This is a genomic window from Micromonospora sp. NBC_01412, from assembly GCF_045040215.1.
Classification (GTDB): domain Bacteria; phylum Actinomycetota; class Actinomycetes; order Mycobacteriales; family Micromonosporaceae; genus Micromonospora; species Micromonospora rubida.
Genome location: NZ_CP109528.1, coordinates 6,395,187 through 6,409,434, shown reverse-complemented (window position 1 = coordinate 6,409,434; position 14,248 = coordinate 6,395,187). Strand labels below are relative to the sequence as shown.

Annotated in this window: 13 protein-coding genes; 6 read left to right on the top strand and 7 right to left on the bottom strand. The window is 73.0% G+C overall.

The features are described 5' to 3' along the window. The first annotated feature begins 138 nt into the window (after nucleotides 1-138). From OG617_RS28130 to OG617_RS28120, 3 genes are all read left to right on the top strand, one after another. Nucleotides 139-2,052 carry a ricin-type beta-trefoil lectin domain protein gene (locus OG617_RS28130; protein ID WP_405095939.1) on the top strand — a complete coding sequence of 638 codons (1,914 nt, stop codon included), beginning with the start codon at nucleotides 139-141 and terminating at the stop codon, nucleotides 2,050-2,052. Nucleotides 2,053-2,346: 294 nt separating this feature from the next. After that, entirely contained in the window at nucleotides 2,347-2,679 is a 333-nt protein-coding gene (locus tag OG617_RS28125; protein WP_405095938.1) for a cupin domain-containing protein, read from the top strand. 338 nt (nucleotides 2,680-3,017) lie between these two features. Then, entirely contained in the window at nucleotides 3,018-3,770 is a 753-nt protein-coding gene (locus tag OG617_RS28120; RefSeq protein ID WP_405095937.1) for a GNAT family N-acetyltransferase, read from the top strand. Nucleotides 3,771-4,056: 286 nt separating this feature from the next. Here OG617_RS28120 and OG617_RS28115 read toward each other — a convergent pair whose 3' ends face one another. After that, a complete protein-coding gene (locus OG617_RS28115; protein ID WP_405095936.1) occupies nucleotides 4,057-5,310 on the bottom strand; it encodes an ROK family protein in 1,254 nt (417 codons plus the stop codon). Nucleotides 5,311-5,547: 237 nt separating this feature from the next. Between OG617_RS28115 and OG617_RS28110 the strand changes: the two genes are divergently transcribed. Then, a complete protein-coding gene (locus OG617_RS28110; RefSeq protein ID WP_405095935.1) occupies nucleotides 5,548-6,897 on the top strand; it encodes a GH1 family beta-glucosidase in 1,350 nt (449 codons plus the stop codon). Nucleotides 6,898-6,990: 93 nt separating this feature from the next. Here the strand turns inward: OG617_RS28110 and OG617_RS28105 are convergent, their stop codons facing one another. From OG617_RS28105 to OG617_RS28080, 6 genes are all read right to left on the bottom strand, one after another. After that, nucleotides 6,991-7,980, bottom strand: a complete 990-nt coding sequence (locus OG617_RS28105; RefSeq protein WP_161690679.1) for a malate dehydrogenase — start codon at nucleotides 7,978-7,980, stop codon at nucleotides 6,991-6,993. 214 nt (nucleotides 7,981-8,194) lie between these two features. Beyond that, nucleotides 8,195-9,148 (bottom strand): twin-arginine translocase subunit TatC, encoded by a 954-nt coding sequence (gene tatC, locus OG617_RS28100; RefSeq protein WP_405095934.1) that lies wholly within the window; start codon nucleotides 9,146-9,148, stop codon nucleotides 8,195-8,197. Nucleotides 9,149-9,169: 21 nt separating this feature from the next. Further along, entirely contained in the window at nucleotides 9,170-9,505 is a 336-nt protein-coding gene (gene tatA, locus OG617_RS28095) for a Sec-independent protein translocase subunit TatA (RefSeq protein ID WP_405095933.1), read from the bottom strand. Between the two features lie 216 nt (nucleotides 9,506-9,721). Further along, nucleotides 9,722-9,970 carry a hypothetical protein gene (locus OG617_RS28090; RefSeq protein WP_405095932.1) on the bottom strand — a complete coding sequence of 83 codons (249 nt, stop codon included), beginning with the start codon at nucleotides 9,968-9,970 and terminating at the stop codon, nucleotides 9,722-9,724. 10 nt (nucleotides 9,971-9,980) lie between these two features. Beyond that, on the bottom strand, nucleotides 9,981-11,018 hold the full coding sequence (locus OG617_RS28085; RefSeq protein ID WP_405095931.1) for a helix-turn-helix transcriptional regulator: 1,038 nt from the start codon (nucleotides 11,016-11,018) through the stop codon (nucleotides 9,981-9,983). Then, nucleotides 11,015-12,013 (bottom strand): helix-turn-helix transcriptional regulator, encoded by a 999-nt coding sequence (locus tag OG617_RS28080; RefSeq protein WP_405095930.1) that lies wholly within the window; start codon nucleotides 12,011-12,013, stop codon nucleotides 11,015-11,017. The genes OG617_RS28085 and OG617_RS28080 overlap by 4 nt, the downstream gene beginning before the upstream one ends. A gap of 123 nt (nucleotides 12,014-12,136) precedes the next feature. Between OG617_RS28080 and OG617_RS28075 the strand changes: the two genes are divergently transcribed. Together OG617_RS28075 and OG617_RS28070 are read left to right on the top strand one after the other, a co-directional pair. After that, nucleotides 12,137-13,114 (top strand): cation diffusion facilitator family transporter, encoded by a 978-nt coding sequence (locus OG617_RS28075; protein ID WP_405095929.1) that lies wholly within the window; start codon nucleotides 12,137-12,139, stop codon nucleotides 13,112-13,114. Nucleotides 13,115-13,159: 45 nt separating this feature from the next. Continuing rightward, nucleotides 13,160-14,245: a DUF3866 family protein gene (locus OG617_RS28070; protein ID WP_405095928.1), complete on the top strand. Its 1,086-nt coding sequence runs from the start codon at nucleotides 13,160-13,162 to the stop codon at nucleotides 14,243-14,245. Nucleotides 14,246-14,248 lie beyond the last annotated feature (3 nt).

Genomic DNA, 14,248 nt, shown 5'->3' with positions numbered 1-14,248 from the left:
GCCGGACGACGGCAACCCTGGCGACGGTCGCGGCCCACCGACCGCACCGCTCGCCCCGTCCCCAGTGCCGGCGGATGAGTCCACGCCCCCCGCACGGGTGCGCCGCCGGGCACCGCCGCCCGTCGAAGGGAGCACTCCGTGTCCCCCGCCGCCCCACCCACCACCCCCCGCCCGCCGGCCCGCGCCGCGCGGGCCGGCGCCCTCGCGCTCTGCCTGACCGCCGGCGTCCTGATCCTCGCACCCCCGGCCGCGCAGGCCGCCGGTGAGAGCGTGAACGTCTGGCTCACCACCACCTCCGACTCCGGCGGTCGCACCGTGACCCGCGGGCTGCAACAGCAGACCCCGGTGAGCTTCGCCGCGTCCAGCGGTGGGGCCACGCACACCGTCACCGTCGACGAGAACACCCGCTACCAGCCGTTCGAGGGCGCCGGAGCGTCGATCACGGACACCACCGCGTACCTGCTGCGCGGCGGCCCGGTCAGCGCGGCCACCCGCGACGAGGTGATGCGCAAGCTGTTCAGCCCCACCGACGGCATCGGGCTGTCCTTCGTCCGCAACCCGATCGGGGCCTCCGACCTGTCCCGCCCGGGCCACGTCTCCCTCGACGACACCTGCTGCGACCTCAACGACTTCGGCGCAGGCGGCTACGACACCAACGTCGAGCTGCTCACCGCCCAGGCCAGGCAGCTCAACCCCGCCCTGCGGGTCAAGGTCGTGCCGTGGAGCGCGCCCGGCTGGATGAAGGACAACGGCCGGATGGACCAGATGGGCTGGCTGAAGTCCCAGTACTACGCCACCTACGCCCAGTACTTCGTCAAGACCATCCAGGCGTACGCGGCGCGCGGCGTGAAGGTCGACTACCTCTCGGTGCAGAACGAGCCGAACTGCTGCCAGTCCGGCAACCCGACGGCGATGGACTACCCCGGGATGAGCTGGAACTCCTCCGGCCTGGCCGAGCTGACCAAGAACTTCGTCTATCCGGCGTTCCGGGCCGCCGGCATCACCACGAAGGTGCTGGTGCACGACTGGAACTACGGCGACTACGCCACCATGGGCTCCGGGGTGCTCGGCGACGCCGCCGTCCGCAACGACCCGCTCTTCGGCGGGATCGCCTGGCACGGCTACTTCGGCGACCCGGCGGTCGGCAGCCAGGTGCAGGGCCAGTACCCGTCGGTGCCGCAGTTCAGCACCGAGCACTCCGGGGGCACCTGGATCGGCAACCAGCACAACGAGGACATGGCCGACATCGTCAACTACGCCCGGAACTGGAGCCGGAGCATCGTCAAGTGGAGCCTGGCGCTCAACCAGAACATGGGCCCGCACAACGGCGGCTGCGGCACCTGCACCGGCCTGATCACCGTGCAGGAGGGCGGTTCCCGTGCCGGCCAGGTCGACTACACGATCGAGTACTACACCACCGGGCACCTGACCAAGTTCGTCCGCCCCGGGGCGCAGCGGATCGCCTCCACCGCCAACGGCACGGTGCAGAACGTCGCGTACCGCAACGCCGACGGCACGAAGGCGCTGCTCGCCCACAACGGCGGCACGTCCACACAGTCGGTGAAGGTGGTCTGGGGCGGGCAGTCGTTCACCTACACCCTGCCGGCCCGCACCACCGCCACGTTCACCTGGGCGGGCACCCAGTCCGGGCCCGGGACGCCCACCGGGCCGACCGGGACGATCACCGGCCTCGGCGGCAAGTGCCTGGACGTCACCGACAACAGCAGCGCCGACGGCGCCGCGGCGCAGATCTGGAGCTGCGCCGGCAGCGCCAACCAGACCTGGACCCGCGCCTCCGACGGGACGCTGCGGTCGCTGGGCAAGTGCCTCGACGTCTCCGGCGGCGGCACCGCCGACGGCACGAAGGTGCAGCTGTGGACCTGCAACGGCAGCGCCGCGCAACAGTGGACGTGGACCTCCGGGCGGGACCTGGTGAACCCGCAGGCGAACAAGTGCCTCGACATCACCGGCAACACCTCCGCCGACGGCACGAAGACGCAGGTCTGGTCGTGCACCGGCGGGGCCAACCAGAAGTGGAACCTACCGGCCTGACGGGCCATGCGGTCGGCGGCACCCGGGACAGGGGTGCCGCCGACCGCGGCGGGCAGCGCGGGACGGAAGAGTGCACGGCTGCGAATTCTTGAGTATCGATGGTCGTTGTTTCGATCATGGTTGGCGATGCGCTCATGACGAATCATCGGCTGACGGTCCTGTCCCGCTCGTGATTGAGGGCCTGGTCAACGAGGTGGGGCTGCGGACAACGCGTGCAGCAGTCCCGTTGCCTTCACCCTCGGTGACCGGGGATCGTGGCGTGTCAGGGATGCGCCGGACTGGGACAATGACGGCATGCAGAAGATCTCGCTCGCCGCCCTCGCCCGCCAACAAGTCGATCACGCAGCTGGCGCCGGTGGCCGTCACACCGCCGATACCGTCTACGGCGGTCATGAGAAGGTGCTACGCCAGACGGTCATCGGCATGAGCGGGGGCTCACGCCTCTCGGAGCATGAGAATCCGGGCGAGGCCACGGTGCAGGTGCTCCACGGCCGGGTCCGCATGATCGCTGGTGAGCAGTCGTGGGAGGCACGTACCGGAGACCTGCTCATCGTGCCCGACGCACGCCACAGTCTCGAGGCGTTGGAGGATTCCGCGATCCTGTTGACCGTTGCCAAGTTGCCCTGATCCGATGGTGCCGGACAGTCCACCGGCAGGCCGGGGCTAACGCCCCAGCGCGGGTGGCTGTCGGCGATCCGTGCGGGCCGAGGTGCTCGCCTTGATCGATGGTTGACAGCCGCGTGCTCACATGACAGCCTGACTTGGCGCCCGCACCCTCCGTGCGGGCACTCCTTATGAGGGAATGAAGCCTGTGATCTCGGTGAGCCAAGCGGCCGCCTGAGAGTTCCGCGACGCGGCCGGTCGACCGGTATGCGCCTGCTGGATTCGTTCTGCGGCGGCCCGACGTATTCGTCTCGCATTCGTCCGTGAACGTCTTCTCATCATCACAGAGGTCTAAGTTGATCATGGATGTCCGCATCCAGCAGTCCGTCGTCGCCAACCTGTCCGCCCGGCCCCAGCCCATCGAGGCGGGACCGTTCGTCATCGGGCTGGACCCTGGCACCGCCAATCCCGGTATCAACTACGCAACTCCGCAGCCCGGCGCACCCATCACGTCGGCCGACGTGACCGCACTCGTGAAGGCCTTCCGGGAGGCCGGCCGCAAACCCCGTCTGGAATACGTCACCAGTTGCGCACCCAGCCTCGAAGCGCTCCTGGTCGTTGCCGGATTCGCCGTGGAAGCCCGGCACGACTATCTGGTCTGCTCTCCCGGCGCGCTCACGATGCCACCCCTGCCCGAAGGCTTCGAACTGCAGGAACCGGTCACCGAGTTTCAGCTCGCCGCTCTGATAAGTGCACAGAATGAGGCCTTCGGCGGCGAGCCGGTGGCCTCCGAGGCGGATGTCGCCCGGGTCCAGCGCCTACAGTCCAACGGCGGCATCGCGGTCATGGCCGTCACCGGCAGCGGCGCCTGCGCCGGAGGCGGCCTGGCGGTCCCACCGAACAACGGGGTTAGCGAGGTGGCTGGCATCGCCGTTTGCGAGCAATACCGCCGGCGCGGCCTGGCTGGCACAGTGACCGCCGGAATCACTGGGAGATTGTTCGCCGCCGGCGCGGAGGTCGCCTGGCTGGAAGCCTCCAGCGAGGACTCGTGGCGGGTGTACGAACGTGTCGGCTATCGTCCCACCGGCAAGCGGCTCTACATCGCCTTGGACTAACCCGGGCATCGACGCCCGGGGCGGGGTCCACACCGACGCCCCGGGCTTAGGCCCGAGGTCGGCTCCCCATCCGACACGCCGCACGGCATAGCCACTTCCAGGCCGGGTGCAGATAAGCGCGTCCGAGTACAAGGTCGATCCGATCAGGGTCGAGGTGCGGACCCGACAATATGCGGAGCCGGGGCTGTCCGAGTAACGGCTCTGTCTCACATTCGTTTGACAGACCCTGGTGCCCTGAGCGCTGGCCACTGACGCGCAGGCAATGTGCTGCGGGCGACCGCGCGGGTCAGCGGGCGCGCGGCCGGCGGGCCGGGCGCGTGGACGCCGCGGGGCGGGGGGCGGCCGAGCGGGGCACGCCGCCGTCGCGCAGCAGCCGGGCCATCGGCAGCGTGGCCGCGCCCATCGCGACCGCGTCGGGGCCGAGCTGGCACAGCTCGATCGAGGCCTGGGCGTACGGCTGGCGCAGCGCGTGCCGGGCGGTGGCCTCCCGGATGCCGGGCAGGAACCGCTCGCCGAGGGCCAGCCCGGCCCACCCGCCGAGCACCACCCGCTCGGGGTTGAACAGGTTGATCAGGTTCGCCACCCCGGCGCCGAGGTAGCCCACGGTCTCGTCGAGCACCGCCTCGGCGGTCTTCGTCGAGGAGCGCAGCAGCTCGCCCAGCGCGCTCTCCTCGTCGCCGCCGGCCGCCGGCCGCCCCCGGTTGGCCTGCCGGTAGCGGTCGAGGATGCCCTCCGCGCCGACGTACGCCTCCAGGCAGCCCAGGTTGCCGCAGCGGCACTGGCGACCGCCGTACGCGATGGTGGTGTGCCCCCACTCGCCGGCGCTGCTGTGCGCGCCCCGGTAACTCACCCCGTCGGTGATCACGGCGGCGCCCACCCCGGAGCCGACCAGCGCCACGACGGCGTGCCGGGTCCCCCGGCCCGCGCCGAACCACATCTCGGCCTGGCCGAGGGTCTTCGCCCCGTTGTCGACGTGCACGGGGATGTCGGTGCCGGCGCCGAGCATGGCGCCCAGCGGCACCCCCTCCCAGCCGAGCGTCTGGGCGTGCACGACGGCGTCGGCGGTGCGCTCGACCGTCCCGGAGACCGCCACCCCCAGCCCGAGCACCGCGGCGGGGTCGACTCCGGCCTGCTCGGTCACGGCGGTCAGCCCGTGCAGCAGGTGGGCCACCACCGCGCCGGGGTCGGGCTCGGCGGCGGTGATCGGGTACTCCGCCTTGGCCAGCGCGGTCATCGTCAGGTCGAACAGCTCGACCTGGATCCGGGTCTCCCCGACGTCGGCGCCGACCAGGTAGCCGTAGCTGGGGGTCACCCGCAGCAGCACCCGGGGGCGGCCGCCGTCGGACTCGACCGAGCCGGCCTCCTCGACCAGCCCTTCGTCGATCACCTCGCCGACCAGGTTGCTCACGCTGGCCAGGCTCAGCGCGGTGGCCTGCCCCAGCTCGTGCCGGCTCAGCGGCCCGTCCAGCCAGATCCGGGTGAGCAGCACCGCGCGGTTGGCGCGACGCATGTCGCGCACGGTGGTGCGTCTGGCGTCCATCGGTCCGGTCCTCCCCCTGGGGCACCAACGACCGGCACCCACCCCAGCATGCATCAGCGCCACGATTAATGCCATGAACTAAGCTTTGAAGTATGCTGCGGACCGGCCGGGGCGACGGCCCTGCCCGGCCGACGCCCCGGCGCGGCACCCCGCCCGGCGCGCGCCGCCGCGACCACCCCGTCCCACCCACCTCCTGCCGTCCCGCGCCACCCCCACCGGAACCCAAGGAGAACGCCCGTGGCCAACCTGACCGCCCTGCCCGCCCACTTCCGCTGGGGCGTGGCGACCTCCGCGTACCAGATCGAGGGCGCCGTCGATGCCGACGGCCGCGCACCCTCCATCTGGGACACCTTCTGCCGGGTGCCCGGCGCGATCGACAACGGCGACACCGGCGACGTCGCCTGCGACCACTACCGGCGCTGGCCCGAGGACGTCGCGCTGATGCGCGAGCTCGGCGTCGATGCGTACCGGTTCTCGGTGGCCTGGCCCCGGGTGCTGCCGGAGGGCACCGGCCGGGTCAACCCGGCCGGGCTGGCCTTCTACGACCGGCTGGTCGACGCCCTGCTGGAGGCCGGCATCCGGCCGTTCGTCACGCTCTACCACTGGGACCTGCCGCAGGCCCTGCAGGACCGGGGCGGCTGGCCGGCCCGGGACACCGCGTACGCCCTCGCCGACTACGCGGCCGTGGTGGCCGGCGCGCTCGGCGACCGGGTCCGCGACTGGACGACGATCAACGAGCCGCTCTGCTCGGCCTGGATCGGCCATCTGGAGGGCCGGATGGCCCCCGGCGACACGGACCTGGCGCTGGCCGTCCCCGCCGCCCACCACCTGCTGCTCGGACACGGCCTGGCCACCGCGGCGATCCGCGCGCACGCCACCGAGCCCGCCTCCGTCGGCGTGGTGTGCAACCTCAGCCCGATCGAGCCGGCCAGCGACCGCCCCGAGGACGTCGCTGCCGCCGCCCGCGCCGACGGGCACGTCAACCGGTGGTGGCTGGACCCGCTCTTCGGCCGCGGGTACCCCGCCGACATGCTGGAGGTGTACCGCACCGCGCCGCCGGTCCGCCCCGGCGACCTGGAGACGATCGCCACCCCGCTGGAGTTCTTCGGGCTCAACTACTACTTCCGGCAGCGGGTCGTCGCCGACCCGGACGGTCCCCCGCCGTACGTCCGCCAGGTGCCGGTGCCCGGGGCGGTCGAGACGGCGATGGGCTGGGAGACCCACGCGGCGGGCCTGGAGCAGCTGCTGGTGCGCCTCGCCGAGGAGTACGGCGCCGGACCGGTGCACGTCACGGAGAGCGGCTCAGCCTGGCCGGACCGGGTGGCCCCGGACGGCACGGTCGACGACCCGGAGCGCACCCGCTACCTGGAGGAGCACCTCGCGGCGTGCGCCGCGGCGGCCCGGCGGGGCGTGGACGTGGCCGGCTACTTCGCCTGGTCACTGCTGGACAACTTCGAGTGGGCGTACGGCTACGACAAGCGGTTCGGCCTGGTCCACGTCGACTACGCCACCGGGCAGCGCACCGTCAAGACCAGCGGCCGCCGGTACGCCGAACTGATCCGCGCCCACCGCAGCGTCCTGGCCTGACCAGACCGGTCATCCGCCCGCGCCGGCGGGACGGAAGTGGCCCGCGGAGCACATCGGCTCCGCGGGCCACCGTCACGATCGGTGCTGTCAGGGTCAGAGCAGGCCGAGCCCCTGCACGGCCGTGCGCTCCTCCTGGAGCTCGGCCACGGACGCGTCGATGCGCTGCCGGGAGAACTCGTCGACGTCCAGGCCCTGCACGATCTCGAACCGGCCGTCGCGGGCGACCACCGGGAACGACGAGATCAGGCCCGCCGGCACCCCGTAGGAGCCGTCGGAGACGATCGCGGCCGACGTCCAGTCGCCCTCCGGCGTGCCGTTGATCCAGTCGTGCACGTGGTCGATCGCGGCGGACGCGGCCGACGCCGCCGACGACGCCCCCCGCACCTCGATGATCTCGGCGCCGCGCTTGGCGACGCGGGGGATGAACTCGTCGGCCAGCCAGGACCGGTCGCCGATCAGCTCGGCCGCCGGGCGGCCGTCGACCTCGGCGTGGAAGACGTCCGGGTACTGGGTGGCCGAGTGGTTGCCCCAGATCGTCAGCTTCTTCACCTGCCCGACGGTGACCTGGAGCTTGCGCGCGAGCTGCGCGATCGCCCGGTTGTGGTCCAGCCGGGTCATCGCGGTGAAACGGTCCGCGGGCACGTCGGGGGCGTGCGCCTGGGCGATGAGGGCGTTGGTGTTGGCCGGGTTGCCCACCACGAGCACCTTGATGTCAGGCGCGGCGCCGGCGTTGATCGCCTCGCCCTGGGGCTTGAAGATACCGCCGTTGGCCGCCAGCAGGTCCCCGCGCTCCATCCCCTTGGTACGGGGACGCGCGCCGACCAGCAGCGCCACGTTGGCGCCCTCGAACGCCTGCTTCGGGTCGTCGAAGACGTCCACGCCGGCCAGCAGCGGGAACGCGCAGTCGTCCAGCTCCAGGGCGGTGCCCTCGGCCGCGCGCACCGCGGCCGGGATCTCCAGCAGCCGGAGCTTCACCCGCCTCCCGCCACCGAGCAGTTGCCCGGACGCAATCCGGAACAGCAGCGCGTAGCCGATCTGTCCGGCTGCGCCGGTGACGGTCACGGTTAGGGGCGTCTGGGCCATCAGAGCTTCTCCTGCCGAAGGGGCGGTCTGTGCCGATCAGGGGCGCAGTCACCATATCGCGAGTCCCGGACGCGGGCTCACCAGCGCCTGGTGGCCCGGGTCACCTCACCGCCGGCCGGTTCGGTCAGGGCGGCGCGCTGACCGTGACCCCGCACGACGGAGGCCGCCCCACTTCGGGGCGGCCTCCGTCGTCGCGCGTGCGGACCGACGCCGGTCAGGTCATCTCGTCGTAGCGGCGGTCGATCGGCGTCGGGGCGGCGACCGGCTCCGGCGTGCCGATCGGGTCGGCGGCCTCGACCCGCTGGCCGGGGGCGACCGGATCGTCGTCGAGCTCCAGCGGCGACACCTCGTCGTCGTCGAGCCCGGCGTAGGCCTCCTTGCCCCGCCCACGCCGCCGGTCGTTGAGGAACGCCACCCCGACCGCGCCGAAGTACAGCGCGGTCAGGCAGAGCGCCAGGGCCGTCATGCCAAACGGGTCCGGCGTCGGGGTGACCACGGCGGAGAAGGCGAAGAACACGAAGATCGCGACTCGCCACCAGCTGAGCAGCCGCTTCGCGCTGGCCAGCCCGACGAAGTTGAGCATCAGCACGATGAGTGGGAACTCGAACGCCACCCCGAAGAGCAGGATCAGGTTGGTGACGAACGAGATGTACCGGGTCACCTCGAGCGTCGTCGCGATGTCCTCGCCGGAGATGTTGAGCAGGAACTCCAGCCCCTTCGTGGTGACGAAGAAGGCCAGCACCGCGCCGGCGGCGAACAGCGGCGCCGCGAGCGAGGTGAAGATGTACGCGTACCGACGCTCGTGCCGGTGCAGGCCCGGGGCGATGAACGCCCACAGCTGGTAGAGCCAGACCGGGGCGGCGATGATCAACCCGACCCAGAGGCCGATCTTCAGGTTGAGCAGGAAGACGTCGGCGACGCCGAGCTGCACGAAGTTGCACTTGCCCGTGTCCGGGTCGATCGACGCCGGAAGGTCGCAGTACGGCTTCGACAGCAGCCTCCGCACCGGCTCCGCCAACCAGATGCCGAAGCCGAAGCCGACGAGCAGGGCCAGGGACGCCCGGAACAGCCGGTTGCGCAGCTCACGGACGTGCTCGATGAGGGTCATCGAGCCGTCGGCCGCCCGTTCGAAGGTGCTCGGGCCGCGTTTACGCAGGGCGAAGGCCACGGTGGTGGGCCCTTCCTTCGGTCAGTTGTCGCGGACGCGCTGCACCGGGTCGATGACCGGCTGCTGTGGTGCCTGCGGCGGGGCGTACGGCTGCTGCTGCGGCTGGACGTGGGCCTGCTGCGCGTACGGCTGCTGGGACTGCTGGCCGGCCTGCGGCGGCATCGGCTGGTAGGCGGCCTGGGCGTCGGCCTTCTCCGCCAGGTCGCGGTCGTCGTCGTGCAGGCTCTTCGTCTCGGCCTTGATGATCCGCAACGAGCGGCCCAGCGAACGGGCCGCGTCCGGGAGCCGCTTCGCGCCGAACAGCAGGATCAGCACGACCACGAGTACGGCGATGTGCCACGGTCTGAGGGCACCCATGGGAAGCTCCAGTCGCTCTGTGTCGTCTCTGAGGGGTGTACCGGAGCCCATCGTACGTGCGTGAGGGCCCCTTGCCACCCGCCGGGCCGTTGGTGGTCACGGCCGGTCGATGAAGTCTTGACCAACTCCGCGCGTCCCGTCAACCATCGGCGGCGGACCATCCCTGCGCGCTATCGCCCCAAACGCGCGTCGACCACGCACAGGACCGACCGCCGGTCAGTGGCCGCGCTTGGCCTTGATCACCGCGAGCCGCTGCTGGGTGACGGTCACCTGCCCCTGAAGGGCCTCCGCGCGCTCCTGGAGCGCCTCCGCGCTGACCTGCAACGCCTCCGCCTCGACCTGGCGGCTCTGCAACGCCACCGCGGCCCGCCGAAGCCGGGGCAGCCGCGCCACCACCGGCCGCACGGCCAACGCCAGCACCACGAGCGCGAACAGCACCACCGCCACCACGATCCACGTCACCACGGCGGCCAGCCTACCGGGAGCCCACGGACCCCGCCGGGACGCCCGACGGCGCGGCGTCGGGAGTGGCGTACGCCTCCAGGGCGGCGACCGCCTGGGCACGGACCTGCTCGGCCAGCTCCCCCGGGGCCGCCACGGTGACGTCCGGGCCCAGCCCCAGCACGAACCGCCGGGCCCAGCCCAGGTCGGTCACCCGCAGCGACACCAGCCACTGGTCGCCGTCGCCGGCCTCGACCCGCTCGCACGGGTAGTACTCGGTGATCCACCGCTCGCCCCGGCCGATCCGCAGGGTGATCAGCGGCAGGTCCGGGGAGGGCCGGAACACCCCCTCGGAGAGGTCGTACGGGCGGGCCTGCGGCGGCGCGGCCGCCGGCTCGTCCAGCTCGGTCACCGCGTCGATCCGGTCGACCCGGAACAGTCGCACCGCCTCCGCGCGGCGGCACCACGCCTCCGCGTACGCCTGGCCGCCCACCATCAGCATGCGCAGCGGGTCGATCACCCGCTCGGTGGTCTCGTCCCGGGCGGCGGTGTAGTAGGTGATCCGCAGCGCCCGGCCCCGCGCCACGGCGGCGCGCAGCTCCTCGACCCGCCGGCTGTCGACGGGGAGGCGCACCTCGACCGGGGCGGCGACCAGGTCGCCGGCCGCGTCCTCAATCTTGGCGAGGGCCCGCTCCACGGCCTCCCGGTTGGTGACCCCCGGGGTCTCCGCCAGCATCCGCAGCGCCACCACCAGGGCGAGGGCCTCGTCCGGGGTCAGTCTCAGCGGCCGGTCTATCCCGGCGTCGTAGGTGATGGTCACCCGGTCGCCGTCGAAGGCCATGTCGATCAGGTCACCCGGGCCGTACCCGGGCAGCCCGCACACCCACAGCAGCTCCAGGTCCTCCCGCAGCTGCCGCTCGGTGACCCCCAGGTCCCCGGCCGCCTCGGCGATCTCGATCCCCGGACGGGCCAGCAGGTAAGGAACCAGGTTCAGCAGCCGGGCCAGCCGGTCCGCCGAGGCCCGGTTGCCGCCGGGGCGCGCAGCCGCCGAGCGGGCAGCGGGACGGGTCATCGGGCACCTCCGGTCACGGTCAGCTCCTCGTGCCGGGCGGCGATCTCCTTGAGCCGCTGGATGACCGCCTCGCGCACCTCCGGCGGCTCCACCACCCGCACGTCCGGGCCGTACCCCACCAGCTGCCGGGCCAGGGACTCCGGGTCGGCGTACGGCAGGACCAGCCGGTCGCCGTCCGGCCCGGACGCGGCCTCCACCGCCCAGCGGCGCAGCCCCGCCGCGCGCCCCGGGGCGACCAGCACGGTCGCCCGCCCGGTGCGTTCCACCGGCCCCGACCAGCGGGCCACGTGGCTGATCAGGTCCACCCCCGCCGGCGGCTGGTAGCCCCCCGGCACGCCGGCCACCCGGACGGCGCCGACGACCCGGGAGAGCCGGAAGCAGCGGGTCGCCGCCCGGTCCAGGTCGTGACCCACCACGTACCACCGGCCGCGCCAGCAGACCACCCCCCACGGCTGCAACCGGCGGCGGGTCGGGGCGTCCCGGTCAGGCACCCGGTAGTCGAAGCTCACCTCGCGGCGGTCCCGGGCGGCGGCGGTCAGCGGCGCGAACGCCGGGTCGACCGTGACCATCGGCTCCAGGCCCAGAGTGGCCTGCGGGTCCACGTCCACCCCGGCGGCGCGCAGCTTCGCCAGCCCGGACGACGCCGCGGCGGCCAGCCCGGCGTGCTGCCACAACCGCGCGGCGATGCCCACCGCGGCTGCCTCGTCGGGCTCCAGGGGGATGTCCGGCAGCGCGTACTCCCGGTGGGCGATCCGGTAGCCGGGCTCGGCATCGAAGACACTCGCCGTGCCGGTCTCCAGCGGCACCCCGAGCTCCCGCAGCTCGGCCTTGTCCCGCTCGAACTTGCGCTGGAACGCTTCGTGGTCCTTCGCGTCATCCGGATCGTGCTCGTAGCCGGGCACGGTCGCGGCGATCTGCGCGGCGGTCAGGAACCGTCGCGTCGACAACAGGCAGATCACCAAGTTGACCAGGCGTTCGGTGCGGGTCCGCGACACGGGGTGAACGCTAGCAGCCCGCGCGGCACGCCCGCGCACCCACGCGGGCGCGTCGCGGCAACGCCTCCAACGGTGACTCTCCGTCTCCGGGCGAGGACCTCGGCGCGGCCATATGGTGACCCCATGTCGGAAACGGACGTCAAGGCCGAGAGTGTCGGCACCGTGGTGGTGGCGGGCGCGGCGAACCTCGCCATCGCCGTGGCGAAGCTGGTGGCCGGCCTGATCTCCGGCTCCGCGGCCATGCTCTCCGAGGCCGCCCACTCGGTCGCCGACACCACCACCGAGGCGCTGCTCTACCTGGCGCTGCGCCGGGGCGCGCGCCCCGCCGACGTCCGGCACCCCTTCGGGTACGGCAAGGAGAGCTACGTCTGGGCCTTCCTCGCCGCGCTGTTCACCTTCGTCGCCGGCGCGGGTTTCGCCATCACCCACGGCGTCACCACCATCCTGGTGCACGAGCACAGCGGCAACTACCTCATCTCGTACGTCGTGCTGGCGGTCTCGTTCGCCATCGAGTCGGTCTCCCTGGCCCGCGCGGTGCGGCAGATCCGGGGCGAGTCGCGACGCTGGCGCACCACCCCCCGGCGGTTCCTCCGGCTCACCGCCGACACCACCGTCAAGGCCGTCTTCCTGGAGGACAGCGCCGCCCTCGTCGGCCTGCTGCTGGCCGCCGCCGGCCTGACCCTGTCGCACTGGACCGGCGAAGAGCTCTACGACGGCCTCGCCTCCATCGCCATCGGCGTGCTCCTGCTGGTCCTGGCCGTCGTTCTCGCCAAGGCCAACATCTCTCTGCTCGTCGGCCGGGCCATCCCCGAGCGGCTGCGCCTGGAGATCGAGCAGGAGCTCAACGGGCTGCCCGCCGTCGAACGCATCGACACCCTGCTCACCATGCAGCTCGGCCCGGACGACATCCTGGTCGCCGCGAAGGTCGACTTCCGCGACGAGGCCACCGGCGCCGCCATCGAGGCCGCCGCCGACGAGGCCGAGCGGCGCCTCATCGAGCGCTACCCGGAGATCGGCTACGTCTTCCTCGACCCCACCCCCTCCCGCCCCGAGGCCCGCCACCGCCGCGCCCGGCACACCCAGGAGGACCCGTCCCACTGACCCCGCCGTGGCGGCACGCACCCGGGGGTCGCTAGCGTGCCGGGCATGGTGCGATGGCGGGCGGGAACCGTGACGGCGCTGCGGCGGGAGTGGACCGGCGCGGTGGAACTGGACGTCGAGCTGACCGACGGCAGCGCCATGCGGGCCCTGGCCTACCCGGAACTGGTCGGCCGGCCCGCCCCCGGCGACCGGGTGCTGCTCAACGCCGGCGCGCTGCTGATGGGCCTCGGCACCGGCGGGTACGCGCTGGTCGTGGCGCTGCCCGACCGGCTGCCGCCGGATCCGGTCGAGGCGGGCGACACCCGCGACGCCGGGCACCTGGTCAAGGCCCGCTACACCCCGCTGCAACCGATCCTGCTCGGCGTTGACGAGGAGGCCAGCCCGCACCGGGCGGCGCTGGAGGCCGCCGAGGACGTCACCGGGCTGCCGGTGGTCACCGCCGACCTGCACTCCGCCCTGCCGGCGATCCTCGCCGGGGTCCGCGCCGACGCCCCCGACGCCCGGGTGGCGTACGTGCTCACCGACGGCGGGGCGTTGCCGGCGTGGTTCTCCCGCACCCTCGACGGGCTGCGCGACCAACTCGTCGGCACGGTCAGCGTCGGGCAGGCGTTCGGCGGCGACCTGGAGGCCACCACCGTGCACAGCGGCCTGCTCGCCGCCCGGCACGTGCTCGCCGCCGACGTGGTCATCCTCGCCCAGGGCCCCGGCAACCTCGGCACGGGCACCCGGTGGGGGTACTCGGGGGTGGCCGTCGGCGAGGCGGTCAACGCGATCGCCGCCCTCGGCGGGCGGCCGGTCGGCTCGCTGCGGATCTCCGACGCCGATCCCCGCCCCCGGCACCAGGGGGTGTCCCACCACAGCCTCACCGCGTACGGCCGGGTGGCGCTCGCCCCGGCGGACCTGGTGGTGCCCGACGGACTGAGCCCGGCCCTGGCCCTGGAGGTGGACGCCGCGCTGGCCCCGCTCGCGGGGCGGCACCGGATCGTCCGGGTGCCCACCGACGGGCTCGACGCCGCGCTGCGCGCCAGCGCCGTGCCGCTGTCCACGATGGGTCGCGGCCTGGACGCCGATTACGCCTACTTCCTGGCCGCCGCCGCCGCCGGCCGGCACGCCGCCGCGCTCCCCCGCTGAGAC

What these genes read in the sequence shown, in the direction of transcription:
- OG617_RS28075 (WP_405095929.1), top strand. Translation starts at nt 12,137, where the DNA reads ATGTCGGAAACGGACGTCAAGGCCGAGAGTGTCGGCACCGTGGTGGTG.
- OG617_RS28115 (WP_405095936.1), bottom strand. Translation starts at nt 5,310, where the DNA reads ATGGACGCCAGACGCACCACCGTGCGCGACATGCGTCGCGCCAACCGC.
- tatA (WP_405095933.1), bottom strand. Translation starts at nt 9,505, where the DNA reads ATGGGTGCCCTCAGACCGTGGCACATCGCCGTACTCGTGGTCGTGCTG.
- OG617_RS28120 (WP_405095937.1), top strand. Translation starts at nt 3,018, where the DNA reads ATGGATGTCCGCATCCAGCAGTCCGTCGTCGCCAACCTGTCCGCCCGG.
- OG617_RS28070 (WP_405095928.1), top strand. Translation starts at nt 13,160, where the DNA reads ATGGTGCGATGGCGGGCGGGAACCGTGACGGCGCTGCGGCGGGAGTGG.
- OG617_RS28105 (WP_161690679.1), bottom strand. Translation starts at nt 7,980, where the DNA reads ATGGCCCAGACGCCCCTAACCGTGACCGTCACCGGCGCAGCCGGACAG.
- OG617_RS28085 (WP_405095931.1), bottom strand. Translation starts at nt 11,018, where the DNA reads ATGACCCGTCCCGCTGCCCGCTCGGCGGCTGCGCGCCCCGGCGGCAAC.
- OG617_RS28125 (WP_405095938.1), top strand. Translation starts at nt 2,347, where the DNA reads ATGCAGAAGATCTCGCTCGCCGCCCTCGCCCGCCAACAAGTCGATCAC.